Origin of the sequence: Novosphingobium sp. SG754 (assembly GCF_013149315.1) — a bacterium.
In the GTDB taxonomy this organism is placed as follows: domain Bacteria; phylum Pseudomonadota; class Alphaproteobacteria; order Sphingomonadales; family Sphingomonadaceae; genus Novosphingobium; species Novosphingobium capsulatum.
Genome location: NZ_JABGCC010000001.1, coordinates 698,296 through 724,889, shown reverse-complemented (window position 1 = coordinate 724,889; position 26,594 = coordinate 698,296). Strand labels below are relative to the sequence as shown.

General features: G+C 66.2%; 21 protein-coding genes. 13 read left to right on the top strand and 8 right to left on the bottom strand.

What is annotated here, in order from left to right:
* On the top strand, positions 1 to 1,668 hold the full coding sequence (gene hutU / locus FHW97_RS03380) for a urocanate hydratase (protein ID WP_171797964.1): 1,668 nt from the start codon (positions 1 to 3) through the stop codon (positions 1,666 to 1,668).
* A 167-nt stretch (positions 1,669 to 1,835) separates the two neighbouring features.
* The gene (locus tag FHW97_RS03375; RefSeq protein ID WP_171797963.1) at positions 1,836 to 2,795 is read left to right on the top strand and encodes a transferrin-binding protein-like solute binding protein; all 960 of its coding nucleotides are present in this window, start codon (positions 1,836 to 1,838) and stop codon (positions 2,793 to 2,795) included.
* Positions 2,796 to 2,927: 132 nt separating this feature from the next.
* Here FHW97_RS03375 and FHW97_RS03370 read toward each other — a convergent pair whose 3' ends face one another.
* Entirely contained in the window at positions 2,928 to 3,554 is a 627-nt protein-coding gene (locus FHW97_RS03370; RefSeq protein WP_245652518.1) for a polysaccharide biosynthesis/export family protein, read from the bottom strand.
* 490 nt (positions 3,555 to 4,044) lie between these two features.
* Between FHW97_RS03370 and FHW97_RS03365 the strand changes: the two genes are divergently transcribed.
* The 5 genes from FHW97_RS03365 to FHW97_RS03345 all read left to right on the top strand — a co-directional run bounded on the left by FHW97_RS03365 (position 4,045) and on the right by FHW97_RS03345 (position 10,423).
* Positions 4,045 to 6,249, top strand: a complete 2,205-nt coding sequence (locus FHW97_RS03365) for a polysaccharide biosynthesis tyrosine autokinase (RefSeq protein ID WP_171797962.1) — start codon at positions 4,045 to 4,047, stop codon at positions 6,247 to 6,249.
* A 259-nt stretch (positions 6,250 to 6,508) separates the two neighbouring features.
* Complete coding sequence (locus FHW97_RS03360; RefSeq protein WP_171798198.1) at positions 6,509 to 7,546, top strand: glycosyltransferase; 1,038 nt, start codon at positions 6,509 to 6,511, stop codon at positions 7,544 to 7,546.
* 65 nt (positions 7,547 to 7,611) lie between these two features.
* Positions 7,612 to 8,322: a DapH/DapD/GlmU-related protein gene (locus tag FHW97_RS22260; protein WP_171797961.1), complete on the top strand. Its 711-nt coding sequence runs from the start codon at positions 7,612 to 7,614 to the stop codon at positions 8,320 to 8,322.
* 49 nt (positions 8,323 to 8,371) lie between these two features.
* On the top strand, positions 8,372 to 9,880 hold the full coding sequence (locus tag FHW97_RS03350; protein WP_171797960.1) for a hypothetical protein: 1,509 nt from the start codon (positions 8,372 to 8,374) through the stop codon (positions 9,878 to 9,880).
* A 138-nt stretch (positions 9,881 to 10,018) separates the two neighbouring features.
* Positions 10,019 to 10,423, top strand: a complete 405-nt coding sequence (locus tag FHW97_RS03345; RefSeq protein WP_171797959.1) for a hypothetical protein — start codon at positions 10,019 to 10,021, stop codon at positions 10,421 to 10,423.
* Here FHW97_RS03345 and FHW97_RS03340 read toward each other — a convergent pair.
* The 5 genes from FHW97_RS03340 to FHW97_RS03320 form a co-directional block, all read right to left on the bottom strand.
* Complete coding sequence (locus tag FHW97_RS03340) at positions 10,415 to 10,963, bottom strand: hypothetical protein (protein ID WP_171797958.1); 549 nt, start codon at positions 10,961 to 10,963, stop codon at positions 10,415 to 10,417. The two genes, FHW97_RS03345 and FHW97_RS03340, sit on opposite strands and share 9 nt — an antisense overlap.
* Before the next feature lie 48 nt (positions 10,964 to 11,011).
* The gene (mdoH, locus tag FHW97_RS03335; RefSeq protein WP_171797957.1) at positions 11,012 to 12,898 is read right to left on the bottom strand and encodes a glucans biosynthesis glucosyltransferase MdoH; all 1,887 of its coding nucleotides are present in this window, start codon (positions 12,896 to 12,898) and stop codon (positions 11,012 to 11,014) included.
* Positions 12,895 to 14,445, bottom strand: coding sequence for a glucan biosynthesis protein (locus FHW97_RS03330; protein ID WP_253941531.1), 1,551 nt, complete (start codon positions 14,443 to 14,445; stop codon positions 12,895 to 12,897). The genes mdoH and FHW97_RS03330 overlap by 4 nt, the downstream gene beginning before the upstream one ends.
* A gap of 83 nt (positions 14,446 to 14,528) precedes the next feature.
* Complete coding sequence (locus tag FHW97_RS03325; protein ID WP_171797956.1) at positions 14,529 to 15,728, bottom strand: efflux RND transporter periplasmic adaptor subunit; 1,200 nt, start codon at positions 15,726 to 15,728, stop codon at positions 14,529 to 14,531.
* Positions 15,710 to 16,834: a hypothetical protein gene (locus tag FHW97_RS03320; RefSeq protein ID WP_171797955.1), complete on the bottom strand. Its 1,125-nt coding sequence runs from the start codon at positions 16,832 to 16,834 to the stop codon at positions 15,710 to 15,712. The genes FHW97_RS03325 and FHW97_RS03320 overlap by 19 nt, the downstream gene beginning before the upstream one ends.
* A 239-nt stretch (positions 16,835 to 17,073) precedes the next feature.
* On the opposite strand from FHW97_RS03320, the gene FHW97_RS03315 reads away from it, so the two are divergent.
* Complete coding sequence (locus tag FHW97_RS03315) at positions 17,074 to 17,853, top strand: SDR family oxidoreductase (RefSeq protein ID WP_171797954.1); 780 nt, start codon at positions 17,074 to 17,076, stop codon at positions 17,851 to 17,853.
* Between the two features lie 27 nt (positions 17,854 to 17,880).
* The gene (locus FHW97_RS03310; protein WP_022674728.1) at positions 17,881 to 19,755 is read left to right on the top strand and encodes an ABC-F family ATP-binding cassette domain-containing protein; all 1,875 of its coding nucleotides are present in this window, start codon (positions 17,881 to 17,883) and stop codon (positions 19,753 to 19,755) included.
* Positions 19,756 to 19,806: 51 nt separating this feature from the next.
* Here FHW97_RS03310 and FHW97_RS03305 read toward each other — a convergent pair whose 3' ends face one another.
* On the bottom strand, positions 19,807 to 20,586 hold the full coding sequence (locus FHW97_RS03305) for an SDR family oxidoreductase (RefSeq protein WP_171797953.1): 780 nt from the start codon (positions 20,584 to 20,586) through the stop codon (positions 19,807 to 19,809).
* A 302-nt stretch (positions 20,587 to 20,888) separates the two neighbouring features.
* Here FHW97_RS03305 and FHW97_RS03300 point away from each other — a divergent pair, with 302 nt between their 5' ends.
* The 4 genes from FHW97_RS03300 (at position 20,889) to FHW97_RS03285 (ending at position 24,863) form a co-directional block, all read left to right on the top strand.
* Entirely contained in the window at positions 20,889 to 21,878 is a 990-nt protein-coding gene (locus tag FHW97_RS03300; protein WP_171797952.1) for a sterol desaturase family protein, read from the top strand.
* Positions 21,879 to 21,948: 70 nt separating this feature from the next.
* Entirely contained in the window at positions 21,949 to 22,563 is a 615-nt protein-coding gene (locus tag FHW97_RS03295) for a hypothetical protein (RefSeq protein ID WP_171797951.1), read from the top strand.
* A 236-nt stretch (positions 22,564 to 22,799) separates the two neighbouring features.
* Entirely contained in the window at positions 22,800 to 23,297 is a 498-nt protein-coding gene (locus FHW97_RS03290) for a hypothetical protein (RefSeq protein ID WP_171797950.1), read from the top strand.
* A 111-nt stretch (positions 23,298 to 23,408) separates the two neighbouring features.
* Positions 23,409 to 24,863, top strand: a complete 1,455-nt coding sequence (locus FHW97_RS03285) for a S41 family peptidase (protein WP_216647607.1) — start codon at positions 23,409 to 23,411, stop codon at positions 24,861 to 24,863.
* A 258-nt stretch (positions 24,864 to 25,121) separates the two neighbouring features.
* Here FHW97_RS03285 and FHW97_RS03280 read toward each other — a convergent pair whose 3' ends face one another.
* Entirely contained in the window at positions 25,122 to 26,576 is a 1,455-nt protein-coding gene (locus FHW97_RS03280; RefSeq protein WP_171797949.1) for an oligosaccharide flippase family protein, read from the bottom strand.
* Positions 26,577 to 26,594 lie beyond the last annotated feature (18 nt).

The following is a 26,594-nucleotide window of genomic DNA, read 5'->3' as shown; positions in this document are numbered from 1 at the left end:
ATGACCCGTTTGGACAACAGCCGCGTGATCCGCCCCGCCACGGGCACGGACCTGACCGCCAAATCCTGGCTGACCGAAGCGCCGCTGCGCATGCTGATGAACAACCTGCATCCCGATGTGGCCGAACGGCCCGAGGAACTGGTCGTCTATGGCGGGATCGGCCGCGCCGCGCGCGATTGGGAAAGCTATGACAAGATCGTCGAAACCCTGCGCCGCCTGGAAGATGATCAGACCCTGCTGGTGCAATCGGGCAAGCCGGTGGGCGTGTTCCGCACCCACGCCGATGCGCCGCGCGTGCTGATCGCCAATTCCAACCTGGTGCCGGAATGGGCCAATTGGGAGCATTTCAACGAGCTCGATCGCAAGGGCCTGGCCATGTATGGCCAGATGACCGCCGGCTCGTGGATCTATATCGGCACCCAGGGCATCGTCCAGGGCACGTACGAAACCTTCGTCGAAATGGGGCGCCAGCACCATGGTGGCGATCTTTCCGGCAAATGGCTGCTGACGGCGGGCCTGGGCGGCATGGGTGGTGCGCAGCCGCTAGCCGCAGTCATGGCCGGCGCATCGTGCCTGGCGATTGAATGCCAGCGCAGCCGGATCGAGATGCGCCTGCGCACCGGATACCTCGATCACGCCGCCGAAACCCTCGACGAAGCGATGGCCATCATCCGCCAGTCCTGCGCCGACAAGAAGCCGGTCTCGGTGGGCCTGATCGGCAACGCCGCCGAAATCCTGCCGCAGATGCTCGACGCCGGCATCCTGCCCGACCTATTGACCGACCAGACCAGTGCGCACGATCCCATCAATGGCTATCTGCCCGCCGGATGGACCGTGGCGGAATGGATCGACAAGCGCGAGCGCGAGCCGGAAAGCGTTGCCAAGGCCGCTCGCGCCAGCATGGCCACCCACGTGCGCGCCATGCTCGATTTTCAGGCGCGCGGTGTGCCCACCACCGACTATGGCAACAACATCCGCCAGGTCGCTTTTGACGAAGGCGTTGAAAACGCCTTCGATTTCCCCGGGTTTGTGCCGGCCTACATCCGCCCGCTGTTCTGCCGCGGGATTGGCCCGTTCCGCTGGGCGGCGCTTTCTGGTGATCCGGAAGACATCTACAAGACCGACCAGAAGGTTAAGGAACTGCTCCCCGACAACGCCCATCTGCACAACTGGCTCGACATGGCGCGCGAGCGTATCCACTTCCAAGGCCTGCCGGCGCGGATCTGCTGGGTGGGCCTGGGTGACCGCCACCGCCTGGGCCTGGCGTTCAACGAGATGGTCGCCAACGGCGAACTCAAGGCGCCGGTGGTGATCGGGCGCGATCACCTCGACAGCGGATCGGTTGCCAGCCCCAACCGCGAGACCGAGGCCATGCTCGATGGATCGGATGCCGTGTCGGATTGGCCGCTGCTCAATGCCCTGCTCAACACCGCCAGCGGCGCCACCTGGGTGTCGCTGCATCACGGTGGTGGCGTGGGCATGGGCTATTCCCAGCATTCGGGCATGGTGATCGTGGCTGATGGCACGCCAGAGGCAGCGCGCCGCCTGGAACGCGTGCTGTGGAACGACCCGGCCACCGGCGTGATGCGCCATGCCGATGCCGGCTATGCCATCGCCCAGGATTGCGCCCGCGAAAAGGGGTTGGACCTGCCCGGCATTCTGGGCTGATCCAGCCGCTGGTCGATCCCCGCCGGAACCGGCGCGCTGACCGCGTGACGGCCGATCCGGCGGGGGCAGACTATTCCCCCGATATGATCCTAAATATTTGGATACGCGTCAGGAAATCTATTGTAACAGCGGCACGCAAGACAACTTTTGCGGGACCGATCGAAACGATGGCATATACAATTCGCACCATTCGCATGGCTGTTCCACTGGCATGCGGATTGCTCGCAGCCTGCGGCGGTGATGGCCCGGTCAATTCCGTATCGGCCAGCAAGCCTTTTCCGCAGAGCACCTCGGGCACCTTTTCCGCCGCGACGGCCACGCAAACCTACACCGGCAGCCTGAGCAGCGGCCAATTCGGCAGCCAGTTCAGCAAGCCACTGGCAGTGACGCCCGCCACCACGGCAAGCGTCAACGCAGCCACGACAATCGCCTATGACGCCGCGACGGGAACCTATACCGTGCAGGCGGGCAGCACCTCGGCCAGCTTCACCGCCGCCGACAAGATGCCGTCGAGCGACTATACTACGAGTTTCAACAAAGGTGGCGACACCCTGACGCTGTATGGCAATGCGCAGCCGGGCAATACGGCAACCGCCCCTGTCAGCCTGAGCTACACCAGCTTTGGCAAATGGACCCACGTCGACGCGAGCGCCGACCAGACCGACATCCGCTATTACGTATTTGGCGAAATGTCGGGCAGCAAGGGTATGCCCACCAGCGGTTCGGCCACCTATGCCACCACCGTTTCGGGCACGATGCTGGCATACAACTATGCCCCGGCCACACTGAGCGACCTCACCGGGACGGCAACGTTCACGGCCGATTTCGCCCAGGGCACGGTCAGCACCGGCCTGTCCCTCCGCGCGGTCGGGAATCCCACCGAAGGCAGCGCAGGCGTCTACAGCGGCAGCGGCACGATCGCGAAAGACCAGTTTGCCGGTACGTTCACCAGCGGCACCAACTACTTTGCCAGCGGCGCATTCAACGGTGCCTTCTTCGGGCCATCAGCGGCAGAGATGGGTTATACGTTCGCGATCAAGGGCCACAATCCTGATCCTTATGCCGGCGCCAGCGTATCACCCGGCGACATTTCCATCGTCGGGGCAGTGGTCGGCGCGAAGAAGTAGCCCCTCCCCCACGCTGCACTCCACAGCCGTCCTCCAGCGCGAGGCCGCCCCGGATCGTCTGCTCTGGCCCAAGCGCCGGCGCGACGATCCGGCCGGCCGGGGTGGCACGGCGTTGTGGTCAGATGGTCCGCTTCAGAAATAGCGCTCACCGACGCGGATCGTGTCGCCGGGCAAAACCGCCACTGGCGCGCCGCTGCGCAGCGATACGCTGTGTTCGGCCGAAGTCGTCTGCCGCCGCAGGAATGCCGTCTTTTCGTTGGCGCGATAGGTAAATCCGCCGGCCTTGGCGATGGCCTGCTCCACCGTCATGCCCGAGGCATAGGGATATTCTCCCGGCTTGTTCACCTCTCCCAGAATATAGAACGGGCGGTAGTTGAGCACTTCCACACTAACGCGCGGATCGTTGACATAGGCGCCCGACAGCCGACCGGTAATCTCGCGCGTGACGTCATCGATCGTGTGGTTTCCCGCCTGGACCACGCCGATCAGGGGAAAGGCCACGGCCCCGGTGGAGGTGACGTTGTATTCGCCGGTCAGCGTCGGCTCGTTGAACACGGTGATGCGCAGCTTGTCACCCGCGCCCACCCGATAGCCCGCCAGGCCGGTGGCGCGGTCCACTGCCGATAGTGGCTGTGCCGTGGTGCCCGCGCACCCCGGCAACAACAGGGCGAAGCCCAGCACGGCCGCCAGCATGGCGGGCCGGGCCGCCCGGGCCATGGCAGCATGGCGCGAGAGACCATGATCGATATGGGGAATCACGTTACACCCTCCGTGTGCGTTCGTTTCCCGGTTGTTCTATGCCGCGCCCTTGCGAAGACAATGCAGCGGCCCGGGATGAAAACTCCGACTTGGAGGCTTTCCGGAATGATCGGAATCGCCGGTTAGGCTGGGCGGCGGGCTTGGCCATGCCTAATCGATGGCCATCGGGCGGAACCGGCCAGCGCGCCGTATATGCGGGCAAATCCTACGCATTTTTCCGGTGCCATACGCGGATTTACCGATAGCCGACGGCGCGATTGCCACCCGGCCTGCGCCACCCGCCGCACCCCTCTCCTGGGCCCGGATCAGCCGGCTGCAAGGGGTGCCAAGCGGTGCCGCGCTATTGCTCCGCTGCGGATATGCTTGGCCTTCCTTGCGCGGGCGAACCGCCACAGGCTGAGGTCATACCGGGAGCGGGCAAGGCCTGGGGTGCCAATGGCGCCGCCGCCATGCGCGCCGGGTGCAGAGCTTGACTTGGCCGAAGGGGGCAATGGTGAACACCGCAATCGACTTTTATCGCGCGCCAGCCGGCATCGTGCCGGCCACGCCGGCCGAGCCACGGGCCAACAGCGCGGCGGCAACCGACCGAATCGATCTGCGGCGGCTGATGGCCATGTTCCGCCGGCGCATCGGCGTGTTCCTGGGCGTTTTGCTGGGCGTGCTGGCGATTGGCATGGTCATCACGGCGTTGCAGCCGCGCACGTATCAGGCTCGCGCCGAAGTCACGCTCAACAGCAAGTTGCAGCCGGTCGCGCCGACCAGCACCAACGACCGCACCGACCAGCCCGCCATTCCCAGCGAAAGCTTTGTCGATACGCAGGTTTCGGTAATCACCTCGGAAACCAACACGGCCGCGGTCGCCGATGCCCTTGGCCTGGCGCGCGATCCGCGTTTTGCCCCGTCGCCAGACGAAGGGAAAGCCGCCAACACCAAATCTGCCGGCACCCAGCAAAGCGCGCGCGAGGCGGCCATTGCCTACCTGGCCAAGAACGTGGCGGCGCAGCGCATCGGCACGACCTATGGCATCGCCATCACGTTTGAAAGCAGCGACCCGCAGGAAGCCGCGCGCATCGCCAACGCCTTTGCCGAGCAATACACGCTGGGCGCGCTGGAGAACAAGCGCAGCGGCGCGCGCGAAACCACCGGGGTGATCGCCAACCGGCTGGAACAACTGCGCCAACAGGCGCTGGCCGATAGTGCGACGGTGCAACGCTATCGCATCGCGCATAACCTGCTCAGCACCACGCAGGGCACGCTGACCGAGCAGGAAATCTCGTCGTACAACCAGGAAGTGACCGCTGCCCGTGCACAGGCGAGCGAGGATGCCGCCCGCCTGGAAGCGGCGCAGCGCCAGTTGCAGGCCGGTGGCAGCGGCGGCGTGGGCGAAGCCTCGCTCTCGCCGGTGATCGGCCAGATGCGCGCACAGCAAGCCAGCCTTGCCGCCGAACTTGCCGCCATGTCATCACGCTATGGTCCACAGCATCCCGAAGTGCTGCGCTCCAAGGCGCAACTTGATGCCGTGAACCGGCAAATCGCCGCCGAAACCCAACGCGTGATGGCCAGCCTTGAGGCCAAGGCACGGGTATCGCAGCAACGCTTGGCTTCGCTCGCCGGTTCGCTCGATGCCTCGCGCGGGGCACTGGCGCAGAACAACGCGGCGCAAGTGGGGCTCGACGATCTGCAGAAGCGCGCCGAAACCTCCAACGCGCTTTATGAAAGCTATCTCAACCGCTTCAAGGAACTGACCGCGCGCGAAGGCACCGAGCAGGCCGATGCCGACATGCTGCACCGCGCCGATGTTCCGCGCCATCCCAATAGCCCACACATCCTGATCAACGCGGTGCTGGCCGTGGCGCTGGGCACGGGCCTTGGCATCGCCGCAGCCTTCCTGGCGGAAATGACCTTTACCGGCCTGACCACGGGTGAGGATATCGAAGAGCGCATGGGCGTGCGCTATCTGTGCGCCATCCCGACGCTGCAATCGGTGGCACGACGCGGGGAACGGGTGCCGGCCAGCGCCCTGCTGGAAGATCCGCGTTCAGTCTTTGCCGAAAGCTTCCGCTCGCTGCGCGCCTCGATCGCGATGAACACCACCGAGGCGCGGATCATTGCCATCACCTCCGCCCTGCCCGAGGAAGGCAAGACCACCACGTCGATCTGCCTGGCGCGCTCGATGGCGGCGGCAGGTGACCGCATCCTGCTGATCGACGGCGATCTACGCCACCAGGGCGTCAGCCGGTTCCTGCGCGGGGGCGAAGGGCGCCCTGGCCTGATGGAAGTGCTGCACGGCACGGCCAGCCTCGACGATGCGCTGGTTGTCGATCCTGGCACGGGTCTCTCGATCCTGCCGCTCTGCGCCGAGGCGGGTGATCGCGCGGAACTGATGACCGGGGTCGAAATGGATCGCCTGCTCGCCACGGCGCGCGAACGGTTCGATGCGGTGATCATCGATACCGCGCCGGTGCTGCCCATCGCTGACGCCCGCCTCTTGCTGGGCAAGGCCGATGCCTCGGTCTTTGTGGTGCGCTGGCGCAAGACACCGGAGCAGGCCCTGCGCGCCGCGCTGCGCCTGTTGCCGATTGACCGCGTGCAATTGGCCGGCGTCGCGCTCACCCGCGTGGACATGCGCAAGCAGCCGCGCTTCGACTATGGCGAAACCGCATTCTACCGCAGCTATGAGAGCTATTATGCCTGAGCGGCGGCGCTCGGCGGGCCGATCCATTGCGCCTGCGGACACGGCGGTGGCTGTTACCGCGCCGGGCAAATTCGGCACGGCCGACGTGCCGGCCTTGCCACTGCGCCTGCCGGAAACGGCGCGACGACGCGAGGACCATGGTGCGCGGCTGGTGCTGCCCGCCAAGCCAGAGCGCACGGCGATCCCAGCGGTCCATCCAAGCGCAGACCCACGCCGCCGCTTTGCCCGCGTGGCCATCGTGCATTACTGGCTGGTGACGATGCGCGGCGGGGAGCGCGTGCTGGAACGCCTGCTGCGCCTGTTTCCGCAGGCCGATATCTTCACCCACGTGTATGACCCGACAGCCGTTTCCGACACGATCCGCCGCCACAAAGTAACGACCAGCTTCATCCAGCATCTGCCCGGCGCACGGCGGCATTATCAAAGCTATCTGCCGCTCATGCCCATGGCGCTCGAGCAGCTGGACATGCGCGGCTATGACCTGGTGATCAGCAGCGAAAGCGGCCCAGCCAAGGGCGTGATCACGGCGCCCGATGCCCTGCATCTCAGCTACGTTCATTCGCCCATGCGCTATCTGTGGGACCACTATCACGATTATCGCGATGCCGCCGGGATGGTCAGCCGCACGATGATGCCGCTGCTGTGCCATCGCCTGCGCGCCTGGGATGCCAGCTCGGCCGCGCGGGTGGATCGCATCGTGGCCAATTCGCGCTTTATCCAGCGGCGCATTGCCAAGGCTTGGCGGCGCGAGGCCGATGTGGTGCATCCGCCGGTAGAGATCGACCTGTTCGATCGCGCCGATGCGGTGGGGCCGGCCTATCTCTGGGTAGGGCAGATGGTGCCCTACAAGCAGCCCGACCTGGCGATCGATGCGTTCAACGCGCTGGGCCTGCCGCTGGTGATGGTGGGCGATGGACCGCTGGCCGCGGCTATGCGCCGCCGCGCCGGGCCCAACATCACGATCCTGCCACGCTTGCCCTTCCCCGCGCTGCGCCGCGCCTATGCCCAATGCCGCGCCCTGGTCTTTCCGGCGGAAGAGGATTTCGGCATCGTCCCGGTAGAGGTGATCGCCTCGGGCCGGCCCGTGCTCGCCTATGCCGGGGGCGGTGCGCTCGACAGCGTGACGCAAGACCTGACGGGCCAGTTCTTTGCCAGCCAAAGCGTGGACTCGCTGATCGCCGGGGTTGAAGCGATGGAGGCATGGTTGCCGCATTTCGATCCAGCCGCCGCCATGGCCGATGCCCGCCGCTTTGCGCCCGACCGGTTCGACCAGGGGCTGTTGTATGCGCTGGAATAGGGTGCGGCGTCCCACTGTCATCGTGCTTGTGAAATCGTCTGCCACTTTCTGACCAGGGGATACCCATGGCCACGCATCTCGCCCCCGCTTCGACCGATCATGACCCCCCGGCCTTGCCACTCCCCCCTGCGGCAGGCCCACTAGACTGGCAAACTACGCCGCGCGTTGCGGTTGATGCGCCGCCCGTGGTTGGCCCCAGCGGCCGACTGGCCCGCTGGCTCGCCGCGCTCCAGCCGCGCAATCGCCTAGCCACGCTGGCCACCCGCATCGCGCTGCGGCGGCGCGGCACAGTGCCTGGGCATCGCTTTTTCGTGCACGGCCATCGTCCGCGCCTAATCGGCCAAGGCCATATCCGCATCGGGGCGCGGGTCAACCTGCGTGGTGATGTGGCGCCGGTGCGCATCGAAGTGGCGCGCGGCGCGCTGGTCACGCTGGCGGATCGCGCCTTTCTTAACGCCGGGGTGCAATTGATCTGCCACAGCGCGATCGAGATCGGCCCGCATTGCCGCATCGGCCCCGATTGCGTGCTGTGCGATACCAACCACCACCCGGTGCACCAGGGCGACGGCGTGCGCGTGGCGCCGATCCGGCTCGGCCGCAATGTGTGGCTGGGGCGCGGGGTGATCGTGCTGCCGGGCGTGACCATCGGCGATCATGCCGTGGTCGCTGCCGGCGCAGTGGTGACCCAGGATATTCCCGCCGCGCAGGTGTGGCGCGGCAACCCTGCCAGCTTTGCCAAGGCGGTGCGCTGCGCGCCCGATTTCATCCGGCCATGATGGCGCCGTTCCCTTCCGTTTCTATCGTCCTGCTTGTGCGGAGCCTGCGATGCAATTGACCTTCATCGGCGCGATCCAGGTGCTGTTGGGCCTCAGCCTGTTCCTTGCCGGATCGATCGAGGCGATGTTCGCATTCCTCTTGGTCTCGACGCTGTTTGGCGGCTCGGCGGCGATCGTGCTGCCGATGCTGGGCGGGTCGTCGATCCCGCCGGTGCAGTTTGCCCTGGTGTTCATGGCGCTGCGCCTACTGGTGCCCGGCGCGGGCAATGGCATGGCGGTGGGCCAGGCGGCGCGGGCCAATATCTGGCTGGCGACGTTCATCCTCTATGGCGCGGTGCTGGCATTTATCGGCCCGCGCCTGTTCGCCGGGCAGATTGACGTGACCCCGATGCGCGGCAAGGTGGAAGCGCGCTATATCTCCATGCGCGCCTATATCTATTCCACCCGCCCATTGAGCTTTTCGGCGCAGAACATCACCACCACGGTCTATCTGGTCGGCACCCTGCTGACCGCGATTGCCGCGCACGTGGTGTGCAGCAAGGAGCGCGGGCGCCGCGTGTTCGTGCGGACGATGGCGATCGCCGGGCTGGTCCACGGCCTGATCGGCTTTCTCAGCGTGGCGGCCAAGGGCACGCCGGTGGACACCGTGCTCGCCCTGTTCCGCAACGGATCCTATGCCCAGCTCGATCACAGCTATCGCGGGTTCGTGCGCATGGCCGGGCTGTGGCCAGAGGCATCGGGCTTTGCCTGGTTTGGGATCAACTGGTTCGTGTTCCTGTTCGAATGCTGGCTGCGCCGGGTAGACAGCCGCTACACAGGGCCGGCGGCCTTCGTGCTGGCAGCGGCGCTGCTGTGCAGTACGGCGACCACGGCTTATGTCGGCCTGGGCATCTATGGCGCGCTGGTGCTGGGGCGCAGCTTGCTGCTGCCGGGCGCCATGCCCGCCGATCGCGCCCTGATCATTGCCGGCGCGGGCCTGGCCATGATCGTGCTGATCACCGGGCTGATGATCGCCCACCCGGTTCTGGTCAACGATGCAGCGGAACTGCTGCGCCACATGACGGTGGACAAGGGCCAATCGCTGTCTGGCGAACAGCGCGGCTTCTGGGCCTGGCAGGGCTGGCATGCCTTTGTCGCCACGCATGGCATCGGCATCGGGCCGGGCAGCTTCCGCTCGTCCAGCCTGGCAACCGCCGTGCTCGGCTGCACCGGCCTGATCGGCGCGACGGCGATGATCGTGCACATGATCAGCGCGTTCAAACCGACGCGGCTGTCCACCTATGTCCCCTCGCCCGACATGGCGCTGTCCACCGGCGCGGCCTGCGCGTGGGCAGCGGTGGTCGATGCCGTGGTCGCCTCGCTGTCCTCTCCCACCTGCGATCCGGGAACGGACTTTGCCATCCTGACCGGCGCCGCCTTGGCCCTGCGCCCGATCGTGCCCCGCCTGACCCCATGGCGCGGCCCTGTGCGTCGTCTGCCCCCCTTGCAGCTTTCCCCGGCGATGGCACTGGGCAGCGTCATGCCCGAGCCGGCGTTTTCGACACAGCCGGCGGAGTGAGGGCCGAGGCTAAGGCAACGGGACTAACGGGCAGCCGGGGAACGCTGTGACAGCCGATTGCTGCGTAAGGCACAGAAAGCGGCGCGATCGAATGATCGCTTGGCAAACACAGGTCGCGCCACACCATCGCGCACTGCGTTGGCGGATAAATCCAAACGACAGTTTGCGCCCAGTTGCCGACATAAATTTGTTTGGTATTTTGCTATTATGCTTTGGTGGGAATGGAACGGTAAACAGAAGCTGGCCCTCTTGGCGGCGATGCTGATCGCTGCTGCTCTGCCGTGGATATTTCTGGGTTGGCTTCCTCAGCAATTGGGAGCTTTCGTCGGAGGCACGAGCTTTCTCTTCATCCCTCAAATTGTTGGATGGCAACTGTTTGTTGGCCTCAAAACAGGTATCATGCCGCAGAGAGGTGCAAGGGTATCTCGGGCAGATTCACCGACCAATTTTTGGATAACTGGCGGAATGTACAGTGCTTTGCTCGTCTTGTACGTTGGAATCATTCTGATGGTTTTGCTGGATGTAGCGAAGGCACTACTTTGATGGTGGCTCCCCACCAATCTCGGACGTTTCAGTCGGCTTCGCGAGGCGGCACGCTGTAAGAACTTGGCGCGCCATCGCCGGGGCCGCTCTTTTTCTAAAATTCCACACGAAGCCACGAAGCCACAAAGGTAGATAACAAGAGGCTTCTTCGTGCCTTCGTGTGAAATCATTCCAAAGCCGAGACAACCACAAGCCGGCTGAGCAAGCGGCGATACGCTTGCGTTCAGCCGCAGCAGCGTTCGTGGGATCAGCCGGCTCGCAGTAACGAGAAATCCAGGCGATTAGCAACGGCGAAGCGGGTATGACGTCCTCACGCGGATCAGGCATAAGCGTTCGAAAAAAAAGAAAATGACGCAGAAAAATCAGAAAAATTTCACTCACTTCAATGCCTGATTTGTAAGTCGCATCTTCAAGCTGGCTCCCGGATAAAGTCCTGGGTGACGAGAAAATATAAGCGACGTAAAAATTTACAGCCACCCCGGACTTGATCCGGGGTCCAGCTTCCTCTTTTGCGCGATGCGTGGAAAAACGGTCGATCAACTTCAGCTATATGCTGCGATTTCCCAAGCCATATAGCCTACTTCTATCTTACGCACCCAGCGCCTTCGCCGAAACCGGCTGCGCTTGCGCTGAACCCATGCCACCCGGCGCGGCCTCGGCCGCTGGATCGGGCACTTCGGCGCGGCCCACGCGCATGGTGCGGGCGGGGACGCGGAACAGGCCGCGTCGGGCGGCGGCTTCGCCCAGATCCTCGCGCGAGGTCAGGCTGACCAGCCAGGGGGCGGTCAACAGGCCCAGCGTGATCGGCGAGAGCCACAGCGCGGTGACGGGATCGAGCCAGACGGTGGCGGCAAACGCCAGGCCGAGCAGGATATGGTCGCGCATCGCCGGCAGGATCGCGCGCACGGCAATGGCCTGAGCATCGCGGTTTTGCGCGTTCCACTGCGAAGGAATGCCGAGCAGAAGGCCAAGCAATGCCTTGATCTGCAAGAGCATCGACACCGGCGCAAACAGGGTGGACAGCACCAGCTCGCCCAGGACGGAGCGGAGCGCGCGCCACGGCCCGCCAAAGGCCGCGCAGCGCCGTGCGTCGGCGAGAATCCACACCAGGCCCATCACCTTTGGCCCGAACAGCAGCAGCACGGTAAGCGCCAGAACGCCCGGCGGCACGGTCATCAGGACATTGCCTTCGATGCCGCCCCCGATGCGCGCCATGGCCACCTGGGCAATCGTGGCGAGCAGCAGCAGCAGCCAACCCGGCGAGGTAAGATAGGCAGAGGCGCCAATCAGCAGGTGCAACCGGCTGGTACTGGCGAGGCCCGAGGCACCGATCAGGCGCAAGTGCTGGAGGTTGCCCTGCATCCAGCGGCGATCGCGCAGCGCATGATCGACGATGGTGGGCGGATATTCTTCATAACTGCCACCGATCATCACCATGTGCACGGCCCAGCCGCGCCGCCGCAATAGCGCGGATTCGACCATGTCGTGGCTGAGGATATGGCCGCCGAACGGCGGCTTGCCCGGCAGATCGGGCAGGCCACAGCTTTCGGCAAAGGCGCGGGTGCGCACGATCGCGTTGTGGCCCCAGAAATTGGCCTCTGCCCCGCTCCACCACAGCAGCCCGGCCGATGCGATCGGGCCATAGGCCTCGCTGGCAAACTGCATCCAGCGCTGGAACAGGGTGCGCGCATTGGTGATCATCGGCACGGTCTGGAGCAGGCCGATCGACGGCCGTGCCTCCATGAGCGAGGCCAAGCCGATGATGGCGTCGCCGGTCATCACGCTATCGGCGTCAAGCACCAGCATGTTTTCATAGGCCCCGCCAAAGCGGCGGACCCATTCGGCAATGTTGCCGGGCTTGCGGGCGGTGTTTTCCTCGCGGCGGCGATAATAGACCGCGATCGGCGCACGCGCGGCCAGTTCGGCCCACGCCGCCTCTTCGCGTTTGCCATGCAATGCGCTGGAATCGCTGAGCACGAAGAAATCGATCCATGGCGCCCCGCCCGACCGATCGATGGCGAAGGCCATCGCCTCTACGCGGGCGAACACCGCGTCGACATCCTCGTTATAGACCGGCATCAGCACGGCAGTGCGATGGGCCAGGCTGGCAGCGGGCGATGGCACCGGCACAAAGCCGGGATGCGCGCCGCTGATCAGCTGGATGAAGCCGATCGTCGAACTGACAAAGCCGAACGCCACCCAGCTGAACAGCGGCACGAAGAACACGAGCAGCGCCACCTCGATGGCATTGAGGCCATCGCGCGAAAAGGCGACGCGCACCTCGCTCGACGCAGCAAGGCCCAACACCGCCGTCAGCGCGATGAGCAGCCAGCGCTTGACCAGCAGGCCGTGAGGGCGCGTTTCCACTTCGCGCCGTGCCGGGGCATTGCCGAACAGGCGCTGCACCGGCATGTCGAGCGGCGCTTCGGCCGGGAGCAGCGGCGGCTGGCCACCTGGCGCAGCGCGGTCCGTCATGGCTGGATCGCCTTGATCACGGTTTCGCTGAGCGCGCCGCCGCCGCGCTTCAAGAACAAGCGAAATTCACGCGCGGCGAGCCCCTGCGTCTTGATATCGAGCGTCACGCGCCATTGCTTTTCCCGCCCGGCGACCGGGCCGACCGCCTTGTGCAGCACGGCCTCTGGCGGCAAGTCCAGTTCGGCCGTGACACCGCTGCTGCGGTTAAGGCCTTCAAGAGAATCGCCCTGGAAATCGAGGACATAGCGCGTGGCACCGGGGATCGGATCACCGCCCGGCACGCCGCCCGGCCCGGCAAACACCTTGATGCAGCGGGCATTGGCATTGGCGGCCAGATCGCGGTTGGTCCAGGTCAGCCGATAGGCAAAATCCTGGCGCTGGCCGGCCTTGGCCGGCCGATCGCTGAGCCAGAAAGCCGCCACATTGTCGACGTTTTCCGAGATCGTCGAAAAGGCATAGAGCACAACCGCACCCGCGCCCCAATCACCCTGCGGCTCTACCCACAAAGATGGCCGGCGATCGTAGAAGGCCAGGTCATCCTGATAGTGATCGAACGCCTGATCCCGCTGGACCAGGGCAAAGCCACGCAGGGAGTTGGCGCGAAAGGTGTTGGTGCGCGGCTCTGGCGGGTTTTCCAGCGGGCGCCAGATGCGCTCGCCATCGGCCATCCAGATGGCCAAGCCGTCGGAATCGTGCACTTCGGGCCGCCAGTCGCGGCGATCCATCTTGGTCGCCTCGTCAAAGCAGAACATGCTGGTCATCGGCGCGATGCCTAGCCGCGCCACGTCCTTGCGCAGGAACAGGGCCGATTTCACCTCTTGCACCACGCCCGCCTCGGTCTGGCGGGTATCGAAGGCATAGGCCCCAGTCAGCGACGGCCCCTCAAGCAGGGCATGGATCACGAGGCGCTGGCGCCCTTCCGGCCCGCCCAGATCCTCGATCCAGAACGCGGTAAATTCGGGAAATTCCTCCGCCCCGGGCATTGTGCCGGTATCGACGGCAATGCCCCGCGCCGAAAGGCCGTACTGGTCTTTCTCGCCCGCCGCGCGGAAATAGGATGCGCCCAAGAACGCCAGCCAATCGCCATGGCCATCGGCATGCATCACGCGAAAGCCGGCGGGATCGACATTCTGCGCCGCGCCGAACAATCCTTGCGTGTTGATCAGCGGGCGCGCCTGCCCGGCCGAGACCACGTTGATGCCCACGGCAAAGGGCGCGGTTTCCAGCCGCGTGGGAAACAGGCGCACGTGGCCCGGCAGGCTTTGTGCCTCGCCATAGGTCAGCCGCGCGGCATCATCGAATGTCGGCGCGGCCCGGCGCGAGGCGGTGCGGGCCGCATAGGGGCGGCGCGCGGACGCCTGAGCGCGGGCCACCAGAATATCCCATGAAAATGGCTGGGCCGGGCCGAAATTGCCCGCCGCGCCCTGGGCCAAAAGCCGCGCCGGCAGCGCCGCCAGGCCTGCCAGGGTAAGCGCCATCGTGGCAAAACCGCGGCGCGACACAGCCGCGCCGGCGGTGGCATCGGAAGGGTTCGAAGGATCGATCATGCCTGCCTAACGCAGCCCCCGTCGTTCGGTTTCGGCGGAAAGCTGGCGCGTTCCACGGCCTGCCCCGCCTGGGTTTCGTCCTGTCACGGCTTGGACGGGCCAGCGCGCCGCCCGATGATCACCTGAACGCCGGGCTCCAGCCCGCTCGCCAGGATTTCGGTTCGCTTGCCGTCACTGGCGCCCGTGGCCACCGCCACCTGGCGCGGTTCGTTGTCGTCTGACAGGATATAGACCGTGCTACGGCGCGGCGGCACGCCATCGGGCGTAAAGCCCAGCGCGGCATTGGGCACGAGCAGCACCTTTTCGCGCGCAGGCAGGTCGATTTCCACCGTGGCCGCCATGCCCGGGCGCAACTGCACCATGGCGCCATCGCCGGCGGCCGGCGGATCGAGCGCGAAGACCGCCAGGCGATCAAGGCCACGTGTATCGTCGGTGGGATCGATCCGCACCAGCCGCGCGGTACGCACCTTGTCGGCCATGCCGGCCAACAGCACATGGGCGCGGGCATTGGTGGCCAGCCGCTGGGCATCGGCCGTCGGCAGCGGCACCGTCACCACCAGGCGATCGAGCCCGGTGGCAAGCGACAGAAGTGGCGTGCCTGGCGCCACCAGTTGCCCCGGCGCCACCGCGCGCGAGACAACCACGCCATCGAACGGCGCGCGGATCGTGCCATCGGCCAGTTGCCGGCGCGCCAGGACTTCATCGTTGCGCGCCTTGGCCAGGGCCGCCGTGGCACTGGCAAGAGCCGCTGCCGTGCGCGAAAGTTCGGCGCGGGCGCCGTCCATTTCGTTCACCGAAGGCACCCGGCCGCCAGACTTGCGCCACACGCCCTCATAACGATCGAGCCGGGCACTGGCGCCATCGAGATCGGACTGGGCCGCCAGCAGCGTGCCTTCGGCCGCCGCGCGGGTGGCCTCGGCACTGGCGAGCGCGGCCTGAAGCGGCGCGGTATCAAGCACGGCGATCGGCTGGCCGGTGCGGACCACGCCATCGCCCGGCCCGAGCAGGCTGTGGACCACGCCGCCTTCGGGCGCGCGCAGGATCACTTCGTCCTCCGCGTGCAGGGTTCCGCTCGCGCTCATCACCGGGGTCAGGCTGCCGCGTTCCAGTGGTACACTGTAATAGGGCATGTCCGGCCCATCGACAAAGCGCAGCAGCAGCCAGAACGCCGCCACGCCGGCCACCAGTAGCGCCAGGACCATGCCCCAGCGCGCCAGCCCGGCGCGCGGGCGGGCGCCGAGAAAGGCATCGAGATCGCCATCGGTCATGGCGTTGCCGGGCATTGCGATGGCGCCTGGGCCGGAGCCGCCGGGGCAAGATCGGCGGCGGTCCAGCCCAGGCCATGGGCTGTCCACAGCCGCACCTGCGCGCGCGCCAGCCCGGCCCGCGCCGTGGCATCGGCCTCTCCAGCAGCCAGCGCAGAGGCTTCGGCCACATAGAGCGTGGCAAAGGGTTCAGCGCCAGCGCGATAGCCGGCGCGGGCATCGCGCACGGTGCGATCGGCCTGCGCCAAAGTGCGTGCACTCGCCTGGGCAAGTTGGCGCGCCGCCTCCAGCGCCTTGGCCGCGCTATCCATGTCTTCGGCATTGGCCGCCGTGGCGCTGGCCAGGGCGGCGCGCGCCTGATCGACCGAGGTCGTGCCGGCAACCACCGCCTGGCCCTGCTCCTGGCGCACCAGCATCACGCCAGCGCGGCGGGTATCGGGCGTGGCAATATCGGTGAACGCCGGCACGGTGCCGCCCTGCCCCATCAGGGCAACCAGCGCATCGCCCGCAAGGCCGGTTTCCTCAGCCAGGTGCGCCATGGCCTGCGACACATCGGTTTCGGCCTGGGTGACGGCATCGGCATCGAGATCGACCATCACGCCGCCAAGCGCGCCGTCGATTGCCGAAACCAGCCCGGCCTCGCGGCGGAAGCGGGCAATTTCGGTGTTGTCCTGCCAAGGCGCGGCAGCGCTGCGCCTTGCGGCAAGGCGCGCCTGGGCCAGGCGCACGGCAAGATAGGCCTCAGCCATGGCGGCAGCGCGGCGATTGACCAGTGCGGCATGGGCATAGGCGCCGGGCGCCACGCCATCGGCAACGCGCTCTCCGGCCATCAAGCCGGTAAGCCGTCCGCCAAGGTGACGGCGCCGCGCCGCGAGGCGATCGGCCTGCGCCTGCAACTGCCAGGCATCGCAGGCGAGGCGCGCATCATGCGCCAGGCCCTGGGCAATGACCTGGGCCAGCACCGGGTCACCCGCCTGGGTCCACCATGGGGTAGCATCGGCGCGCACGTCGTCTGCCGGGGCCAGGCCGGGATCGACCACGCGCGGCGCGGGCACGGCGCAGGCCGCACAGGCCAGCGCAAGGGCCAGGGCTGCTACCCCGCGGCCAGGATGGGATGGTTTCACGCAGAACACCGGCTGGCGATTAGCAAAATATCACCGTGTGGCAATCGAATGACGGGCGAAGGGCGGATCGCCGCAGCCGTATCCCGCATTTCGGCGCAAGGATGGGGCGGTTGGGCTGCTGTGCGAACGCATCATCGCCCCGGCTTGTTCCCCACGCTGTTTGCGATAGACCCGCCGGCATATCGGCGACCACAGTGGCGGGCGCGACAAAGCCCCCGCCCCGGCACAAGGAACAGGCGATGGATCTGGGCATCAACGGGCGCAAGGCGGTGGTTTGCGCGTCATCCAAGGGGTTGGGCCTGGCCTGCGCCACGGCCCTGGCCCGCGAAGGGGCGCAAGTGTGGATCAACGGGCGTGACGCCGCCCGGCTTGAGGCGGCGCAAGCGCGGATCGCCCGCGAAACCGGCGCCAGCGTTATGGCGGTGGTGGGCGATCTCGACACGGCAGAAGGGCGCGCTGCGCTGCTCGCGGCCTGCCCCGATCCCGATATCCTGGTCAACAACAACCACGGCCCGCGCCCCGGCAAGCTCGGCATGCTGGAAGAGGCCGACTTCCTGGCAGCGCTGCATGCCAACATGCTCAGCCCGCTGGCGCTGATCAAGGCGGTGGTAGGCGGCATGCGCGCGCGCAAGTTTGGCCGCATCGTCAACATCACCTCGGCCCAGGTGCTGATGCCGGCGCCGGAAATGGGCCTGTCGGTTTCGGCGCGCGCCGGGCTGATGGCCATGGCTAAGGTCTTGCAGTTCGATTGCGTGGCCGACAACGTGACAGTCAACAACCTGTTGCCCGGCCCGTTCGACACCGATCGCCTGGCTTCGCTGGCGCAGCAGCAGGTGGCACAGGAGGGCATCACGCTGGAACAGGCCTATGCCCGCATCGGTGCGCGCGGCCCCTCGGGCCGGGTGGGCCAGCCGCACGAATTCGGCGATGCCTGCGCGTTTCTGTGCGCGGCGCAGGCCGGCTATATCTCGGGCCAGTGCCTGACGCTGGATGGCGGGGCCTATCGCGGCTTGTTCTGACGGGCGCAGCCCGCTAGGCGCACGGGCATGCTCACCATTTCCGGCATCACCGTGCGCCTGGGCGGCCGCACCATCATCGATCGCGCCTCGGCCACCGTTCCCACCGGCGCACGCGTCGGCCTGATCGGGCGCAACGGCGCGGGCAAATCCACGCTGATGAAAGTGCTGATCGGCGAGATCGAGCCTGACGAAGGCAGCGTCGACATGCCGCGCCGCGCACGCCTGGGCTATATCGCGCAGGAAGCGCCGACCGGCACGGCCACGCCATTCGAATCCGTCCTGGCCGCCGATACCGAGCGCGCCGCGCTGCTGATCGAGGCAGACACCTGCACCGACCCCGACCGCCTGGCCGACGTGCACGAGCGGCTGATCGCGATCGACGCCTATACCGCCCCGGCACGGGCGGCGCGCATCCTGATTGGCCTGGGTTTCGACGAAGCCATGCAGGCCAGCCCGCTCGACAGCTTTTCGGGTGGCTGGAAGATGCGCGTGGCGCTGGCCTCGTTGCTGTTTTCCCAGCCCGACGTGCTGCTGCTTGACGAACCGTCCAACCACCTCGACCTGGAAGCGACGCTGTGGCTGGAGAATTTCCTGCGCAGCTATCCCGGCACGCTGATCGTGATCAGCCACGAGCGCGACCTGCTCAACAACGTGGTGGACAATATCCTCCACCTGCAGGGCGGCAAGGTCACGCTCTATCCCGGCGGCTATGACAGTTTCGAGCGGCAGCGCGCCGAACGCGCGGCGCAGGCCGCTGCGGCCCAGGCCGCCCAGGCCAGCCAGCGCGCCAAGCTGGAAGACTATGTCCGCCGCAACAGCGCCCGCGCCTCTACCGCCAAGCAGGCACAATCGCGCGCCAAGATGCTGGCCAAGATGCAGCCGGTGGTGGCCATGCTGGAAGACCCCAGCCTGACGTTCGATTTCCCGAGCCCCGATGAACTGCGCCCGCCGCTCATCACGCTGGACATGGCGGCGGTGGGCTATGCCCCCGGCCAGCCGATCCTCAAGCGGCTGAACCTGCGCATCGATCCCGATGACCGCATCGCCCTGCTGGGCCGCAACGGCAACGGCAAGACCACCCTGGCGCGCCTGCTCGCCGGGCAACTGCCGGCGATGGAAGGCGGCATGACCACCTCGGGCAAGCTCGCCATCGGCTATTTCACGCAATACCAGGTGGAAGAACTGGCCGGCAGCGACACCCCGCTGCTGCACATGACCCGCGCCATGGAGGGCAAGACCCAGGCCGCCGTGCGCGCCCAGCTGGGTCGGTTCGGCTTTTCCGGCAACAAGGCGACGACCGAAGTTTCGCGCCTTTCAGGCGGGGAACGCGCGCGGCTCGCCCTGGCGCTCGTCACCCGCGATGCGCCGCACCTGCTGATCCTCGACGAACCGACCAACCACCTTGATGTCGATGCGCGCGAGGCGCTGGTCCAGGCGCTCAACGCCTATCAGGGTGCAGTCATCCTGATCAGCCACGACCGCCACATGGTGGAATTGACCGCAGACCGCCTGGTGCTGGTCGATGACGGGGCAGCCGTGCCCTATGATGGCAGCATGGAGGATTACATCGACTTCGTGCTGGGCCGGAACCAGCCCAAGGCTGATGCCGCTGCCAAGCCAGCCGCGAGCCCCAAGACCGAGGCGGAGAAGGCTGCCACCCAGGCGGCATGGCAGGCGCGCCGCGAGCTGGGCAAGCAGATTGCCAAGGCCGAAAAGGACATGGCCAAGCTGCAGGCCCGCATCGCCGACATCGATGCCGCCCTCGCCGATCCGGCCAAGGCAACCGGGCAGCTCAAGGGCATGAACCTGGGCGCCATGGGCAAGCTGCGCGAAGACCTGGAAGCCGAACTCGCCCGCGTGGAAGCGCAGTGGCTGGCGTGGAGCGAACAGGTCGACGGGTGAGGCACGGGGCATTGATCGGGGTGGTATCCATCCCGATCGCCCATTGCCACCTCACCCCGGTGTCGCCGCCGATCCGGCGAGAAGGCCGCCATCGATGTTGAATTCCGCGCCGGTCACATAGGTTGCCTCGTCGCTGGCGAGCATCACGGCGAGCGCTGCCACTTCCTCGGGCGTGCCAAAGCGCTTGAGCGGGGTATCGGCGACCAGCGCCCGCATGCGCGCGTCGCGATCGGGGCCGGTGCCCAGCATCGGCTCCCACAGCGGGGTCAGGATCGCACCGGGATGGATCGAATTGCAGCGGATTTGCCAGCCGGCCTGCGCGCAATAGAGCGCCACCGACTTAGTGTGATTGCGCACCGCCGCCTTTGACGCGGCATAGGCGGCGGCAAAAGGGATACCGACCAGGCCCGAGCGCGACGAGATATTGATGATCGAGCCCTTGCCCTGCCCCTTCATCGCGCCGATGGCATAGCGACAGCCCAGGAACGTGCCATCAAGGTTGACGGCATGGACCGCCCGCCAGTCGGCCAGGCTGGCGTGTTCGGGATCATGCGCCACGGCGCCATGCTCGAAACCAGTGACCCCGGCATTGTTGACCAGCACATCGATCACTGGCGCCTGCATGGCGAGCGCGGCCCAATCGCCCTCGTCCCGCACATCGAGCGCGGCGAACCGGCAGCCGATCGCGGCGGCCGCAGCACTGCCGGCAGCGGTGTCGCAATCGGTCAGGATCACCTGTGCCCCCTCGGCGTGAAACTGCCTGGCGATGGCCAGGCCAATGCCGCTGGCAGCGCCGGTGACCACGCATGTCTTGTCCTGCAACCTTGGCATGATCGCCGTGCCCTTTCTCTGCCCCTCCGGGGGGCGCCGGTCTGGGCGGGAAACGCCGTGGAGGCAAGTTCATTTCCTGTCGCGAATCGGGCTGGCTGGTCGCCAGCGCCGCTGCGGCCACCTGCGCCTCGCGGTGCATCGCACCATCGCCTGGCCCGCAAATCGGCCGAAATGCTGGTTTTACCGGGTGATTTAGTCAATAAGCAGGTGCAATATGGTATAGACGAAGCATTCGATCCGTATTACCATGTCTTCAATTAGTATTACTAGACCGGGTACCCAAGTATTACGAGGTCAGGCTTATGGAAGGCGTTCTGGTCGGCAAGCGGCGGATAGGCACCCAGGCACCGGTGACGGTGGGCTGGGAAAACGTCCCGCGGGTGGAAGGCGGCCCGTTCAAGCGCCTGTTCTTCACCTGGTTTCAGCCTACCGTGCTCTTCGCGATGATCCTGTTCTGGTACTATGCGCCGAACTCGATCGCCAAGGCATCCACAGCGATTGGCATCGGCATCGGCTTCCGTGTCTTGCTGATGGCGATGGAGTTCTTCTTTCCCCGCCACGAAAGCTGGCAGCTAACCTGGAAGGAAGTCACCACCGACTTGTTCTATGTTGGCCTGGGTTACACTGTATTGCGCCTGGTCGATGGCTTCATCGGTTCGGACGTGATGGTCGGCGCGATCCAGGATGCCTTGCACTGGGACAAGTTCAACTGGTTCATCACGCTGCCGATACTGGTGCAGGCCTTCCTGATTTCGTTCATTTTCGATTTCGGGCAATACTGGATGCACCGTGGCATGCACAACTGGTATCCGCTGTGGCTGCCCCATTCGGTGCACCACTACATCACCCAGCTCAACATCAACAAGGGCGCGGTGGGCAATCCGGTCGAGCTGTTCCTGATCGGGTTGGGCGTGGGTGGCTTCTTCGATTTCGTGCCGCGCGCGTTCCTTTTGGCCGGGGCAATGGGCATGGCGGTGGGCAGCTATCAGCACATCAACGTCCGGTTCAATTCGCCGCGCTGGTGGCGCTTCCTGTTCCACACCACCGAACATCACAGCCTGCACCATTCTCAGGACTTTGAGGCCAGCCGCAGCAACTTCACCAATACTTATATTTTCATCGATCGCATGTTCGGGACCTGCGTCGATGGCGAAGCCGAACTGCTGGGCATGGAAGGCGGCCGCCGCATGAGCATTCGCGAACAGATGACCTACCCGTTCACCGATGGCTGGCGCACGATCAAGGCCAAGTTTGCCCGCCCCGCCACCACCACCGCCGTTCCGGCCGAGTGATCCGGGAATGAGCAGCAGCACCGCCTCCCTCGCCGGCAGCGCCCCCCACCACGCCCACCGGAAAGCGCCTGTGAATCTGCGCTTCATCGATTGGATCTGGCATGTGCGCGGCAGCCTGGACCTGCCCGCCGGCCAGACCGGCGACGAAGCCTTTGCCAAGCTGCAACCGCTGTTGCGCCAACCCGGCACCAGCCAGCAGCGCGCCGCCGATGCCCTGCGCTTCAGCAAGGTTGATCCCGCCGCGCAAGACAAGCTGGCCGTGTTCGAAAACGGCGTGCTGCAGGTGGAACAGGGCAGCGCCGGCCTGGTGCTGCGCTATCACCTGATCAGCCGCGCGCTCCTGCTGTGCTTTCTGGCACCTCTGCTGTTCCTGGCCTTTGCCCAACTGACCATCGCGGTTGGTCATTGGCAGAAACCGGCGGCCGAAGCGGCGGAAAAGGCCAAGGCCGACAAGAAGAAAGACGCCAGCAAGGACCGCGTCCTGCCGATGAACCCCATCGACAAGGCCCTGGGCGCCCCCGCGCCTGACAAGGACGGCAAGAAGCCCGACCGCAAGGGCGATCGCTACTCCCCGACATCGGCCTATGTCTTTGCCAGCTTCTTCGCCGTGCTCTATGTGATCGGCCGCATCCTTGAGGCGAAACTGGTGAAGACCCGTCTGCGCAAGCAATTGCTGGGCGAATAGGCGCCGTTGGCAAGGGCGCCATAACGGCATAACACTGGGCATGGTTCCAGTGGAGAGCGTGGATGCCAGTTTTGCTTGCTGCACTTGCGCTTGGCCTCGCCGCGCCAGATCTGATCCACGGCGAAAGAGTTGTCACGGCCGACGATTATCCAAGCCGCATGACACAGGCCCTGCAAAGCGCGATGGTCAACATGGAGGTGGTGGTCAACCCCGCTGGCCTAACCGAATCCTGCCGCATGATCGGCTTTGTGCATGGGCCTGGCTTTGCCGAGAAGCCCCCCGCGGCCGTGACATGCGCGTTGATCAAACGGCGCGCGCGCTTTGAACCAGCGCGCGATGCCGAAGGTCAGCCAGTCTATGGGGTCTATCGCACCTGGATCAGCTATACGATCGACAACTTGACCAACGCCAAGAGCCCAGACCAGGTCGATCTGGACGTTTACGTCGCCGGCTTGCCAGCCGGAATAGCGGATCGCGCGCGTGTGGCGGTCGCCCAGTTCGTGGCGGCAGACGGCACGCCCGGCGCATGCGTGGCCGCCCCCAGGACACAGCCGCTGGCAACCGAAACTCTCTCTCCGCCGCTCGCCAGGGCCGCTTGCAAAACCCTGGCCGGAAGCGGGAAATTGGCGGTCATTACCGATAAAGCAGGTGTTCCGGTCGCCACCACGCGCCGCCTTGTCGCGCGCTTTATCGTGGGGCAGTCGCCTGCGCGCACAAAACCAGCGGTGCCCTGATCGCGCCTGCCCAATTGGGCGTGCCGCGTGCCAGAGCAAACACCGGCAAAGACGGCCCCGTAAAAATCCGATACACCCGACGCACGATCACGACTGGTTGAGGGGAAGCATATGATGGAGCGCCGCAGCGTGCTGGCGGGCTTGGCGGCGCTGCCCTTGTGCCCCGCGCCATCTGCCCACGCGGCACAGGCCCCCCTGGAAGCCGATATGGCCGTGTTGCGCGCGACATTGGCGATCCATCCCGGCCGCGACCGCTATCTTTCTCCCGCAGAACTGGCCCGGAACCTTGACCGGTTCGCGCAGGATTATGGCGCGGGGCTGGACGCGGGCAATCTTGATCGGTGCTATCTTGCCTTGTCACGACTGCTGGCGACGCTGCGCTGCGGGCACAGCTATGCCAATTTCTTCAACCAGTCAGATGCCGTGGCCAAGGCGCTGTTCGACCGGCCGACGCGGCTGCCGTTTCATTTCGAATGGATCGGCGCGGCCATGGTCGTCACCGCCGATCACACCGGCACCGGGGCATTGCCGCGTGGCACGCAGATCACCGCGGTGAACGGGGTGCCGAGCGGGCAGATCCTGGCCCGGCTGATGCCCTATGTCCGCGCCGATGGGCACAACGATGCCAAGCGCCGCTCTCTGCTCGGTATTCGTGGCGACGCCACTATCGAAACCTTCGACGTGTTTCAGGGCCTGCTGCTGCCACCCGCAACCGGGCGCCACGCGCTCGACGCCATCCTGCCCGATGGGCGCCACACCCGGATCGAGGTGCCCGCGATCGGCCTCGCCGCCCGGCGCGCCAGTATGCTCCGCTTGCCCGCAAACAGCGACGCACCGCGCTGGACCTACGAAGTGCGCAGCGATGGCATTGCCGTGCTGACCATGCCCGACTGGGGCATGTGGAACAGCAAATGGGATTGGCGCGGCTGGCTGGCAGACCGGCTTGACGATGCAGCGCACGCCCGCGGCCTGATCATCGATATCCGGCGCAACGAAGGAGGCGATGATTGCGGCGATCAGATCCTGGCGCGCCTGGTCGATCGCGATGTCATGAACTGGCCATTCAGCGGCCGCGTGCGATTTCGCACCGTGCCCGCCAGCCTCGCCGATCATGTTTCGACGTGGGACGACAGCTATCGCCACATTGGCGAGGGCGGCGCAGACCTGGGCCAGGGCTGGATCGCCTTGCCGCAAACCCATGCGCCGCAACCGGTCCGGCCCGCTGCCAAGCGGCTGACCGTGCCGGTGGCCGCGCTGATCGGGCCGGCCAACAGTTCAGCCACGTTCGGGTTTATCAGCGCGGCGCGCGCCAGCGGCAAGATCACCCTGTTTGGCGAGCCGACCGGCGGCAACCGCCGTGGCATCAACGGCGGTGGCTTTTTCTTCACGCGCCTGCCAAGCAGCGGCATCGAGTTCGACCTGCCGCTGATCGGTTATTTCCCGCTCACGCCGCAGCCCGACGCCGGCATCATGCCCGATCACCTGGTGCCGCAAACCGCCGCCACGATCGCCGCCGGAACTGACCCCGTGATGCAGGCCGCCGCCGCGTGGATAGCCACGGCGTGAACAAGGGCGCGTAGGCAAAATCAGCGGTTCGGGAACGACTAAAACTGGTGGTTGGCTGCCGTTGCGCAGTGATTGCAGGCATGGTGCACGTTATCAAGCTGGACCCCGGATCAAGTCCGGGGTGACGATAAGTTTTTACTTCATTTATATTTTTTCGTCACCCCGGACTTGATCCGGGGTCCAGCTGTTCTGCTTGTGCAAAACGCCAGCATGTCCTCAAATAAGCGATCCTGGGCATTCGAATCTTGCCACGTCGTCTTAGGCCTGGCGGGCAGAAAGCGCGGCGAGGCCAGCGCGGAAGGGCCGCCGCACCGCATGGAGCGAGAGCGCCCAGCCAGCAAGGCCTACGGGAATGACCACGGCCAGGGTCTGCCCGGGGTTGAGGTGCCAGTGCAGCGCCACCAGGCGCGCGCCCCAGGCCGAGCCGAGCGTGGCGAGCGTGGGCCACAGCACCAGCCGCGCCAGATCGCCCAGCGCCGCGCCGGCCAAGGGACGCGCCTGCCATGCCGCCACGCCCAGGGCGAGCGCCCAGCCCAGTGCGACCAGCGTGGTGGCCAGGGCCGCCGCGATCGGACCATGGCTGGCCAGCGCCAGCGTGAGCGCGGCCGTGGCAACCGCTGCCACGGACTGGACCCACAGCACCCGGTGCTGTCGATCCTCGATCACCAGCACGGCCGAGGCCACCGCAATCGGCAAGGCCGCCATGCGTGCTGCGCAAAACACCGCGATGATCGGCCCGGCCCCGCGCCAGGCCGGCCCCAGCATGACCGGGGCAATCTCGTCAGCGACAACGGCAAGCCCTGCCAGCGCCGGCCAGCACAGCGCGCCGAACAGCCCAGACAGCCGCAACCAGCTGCCATCGCCCGCCCTGCCCCGCGCCCGCTCTGCCGCAAGGCCGGTGGTGACCAGCAGCCCGGCCGGCTGCACGAACATATCGGCGAGCGCGGAAACCACGCGATTCCCGGCACGATAAAGGCCCGAGGCCGCCGGCGAAAACACCGCGCCCAGCAGCAGGTCTCCGCTGTAGTTGGCCAGGAAACCGACCATGACAGAACCATACCGGCTCCAAGACCACGCCAGCACGCGCCAGGTTTCCTGCGCGGAAGGCCTGGCCAGGCGGGGAAGCACCAGAACGGCACGATAGGCCACGATGAAGATCGCCAGCCGGGCATAGACCTGCGCCACCAGCGCCCACAGGCCCCAACCCATCAGCAGCAAGACGGCAGCGCCCAGGCCAGCGGCAATTTCCGTGATCACGGTAATCGCGTAATAGCGGCGCACCTGCTGGCCGCGCAGCAGCATAGCCTCTTCCCAACCGGCCAGGGCCGCCAGCAGGTTGGACGGGGCAAGGCAGAACAGCAGCAGGGCCACGCCCGAACCGCGAAACACCAACGGCGCGGCCAGGCCACAGCCGCACAGCAGGAGTACCCAGCCCAGCGCGACGATGACGTTGGCGACAAGGCCCGCGCTGGCGACGGTGGCGCTGTCTGCCTCGGGTGCCTTGAGCACGTATTCGAACGGCCCGGTGTAGAGCATGGTACGCGAGAGCGTGAGGAACGCGGCAGCAATCGCGAATACGCCGAAATCGGCCGGTGCCAGGGTGCGCGTGGCCACCAGCGTCACGCCGAGCAGCGCCAACTGGCTGCTTGCCCGCGCGGCCATGGCAATCACCGCCGTGAAACTGCCCCCGCGCCACCACGCGGCGATCCGCATAGGCAGGCCGCGGTGGAC

Excerpts from the sequence above, each read along its gene's own strand:
- hutU (WP_171797964.1), top strand. The coding sequence starts at position 1 with ATGACCCGTTTGGACAACAGCCGCGTGATCCGCCCCGCCACGGGCACG.
- FHW97_RS03375 (WP_171797963.1), top strand. The coding sequence starts at position 1,836 with ATGGCATATACAATTCGCACCATTCGCATGGCTGTTCCACTGGCATGC.
- FHW97_RS03365 (WP_171797962.1), top strand. The coding sequence starts at position 4,045 with ATGGTGAACACCGCAATCGACTTTTATCGCGCGCCAGCCGGCATCGTG.
- FHW97_RS03360 (WP_171798198.1), top strand. The coding sequence starts at position 6,509 with ATGCGCGGCGGGGAGCGCGTGCTGGAACGCCTGCTGCGCCTGTTTCCG.
- FHW97_RS22260 (WP_171797961.1), top strand. The coding sequence starts at position 7,612 with ATGGCCACGCATCTCGCCCCCGCTTCGACCGATCATGACCCCCCGGCC.
- FHW97_RS03350 (WP_171797960.1), top strand. The coding sequence starts at position 8,372 with ATGCAATTGACCTTCATCGGCGCGATCCAGGTGCTGTTGGGCCTCAGC.
- mdoH (WP_171797957.1), bottom strand. The coding sequence starts at position 12,898 with ATGACGGACCGCGCTGCGCCAGGTGGCCAGCCGCCGCTGCTCCCGGCC.
- FHW97_RS03330 (WP_253941531.1), bottom strand. The coding sequence starts at position 14,445 with ATGATCGATCCTTCGAACCCTTCCGATGCCACCGCCGGCGCGGCTGTG.
- FHW97_RS03325 (WP_171797956.1), bottom strand. The coding sequence starts at position 15,728 with ATGCCCGGCAACGCCATGACCGATGGCGATCTCGATGCCTTTCTCGGC.
- FHW97_RS03315 (WP_171797954.1), top strand. The coding sequence starts at position 17,074 with ATGGATCTGGGCATCAACGGGCGCAAGGCGGTGGTTTGCGCGTCATCC.
- FHW97_RS03310 (WP_022674728.1), top strand. The coding sequence starts at position 17,881 with ATGCTCACCATTTCCGGCATCACCGTGCGCCTGGGCGGCCGCACCATC.
- FHW97_RS03305 (WP_171797953.1), bottom strand. The coding sequence starts at position 20,586 with ATGCCAAGGTTGCAGGACAAGACATGCGTGGTCACCGGCGCTGCCAGC.
- FHW97_RS03300 (WP_171797952.1), top strand. The coding sequence starts at position 20,889 with ATGGAAGGCGTTCTGGTCGGCAAGCGGCGGATAGGCACCCAGGCACCG.
- FHW97_RS03290 (WP_171797950.1), top strand. The coding sequence starts at position 22,800 with ATGATCGGCTTTGTGCATGGGCCTGGCTTTGCCGAGAAGCCCCCCGCG.
- FHW97_RS03285 (WP_216647607.1), top strand. The coding sequence starts at position 23,409 with ATGATGGAGCGCCGCAGCGTGCTGGCGGGCTTGGCGGCGCTGCCCTTG.
- FHW97_RS03280 (WP_171797949.1), bottom strand. The coding sequence starts at position 26,576 with ATGCGGATCGCCGCGTGGTGGCGCGGGGGCAGTTTCACGGCGGTGATT.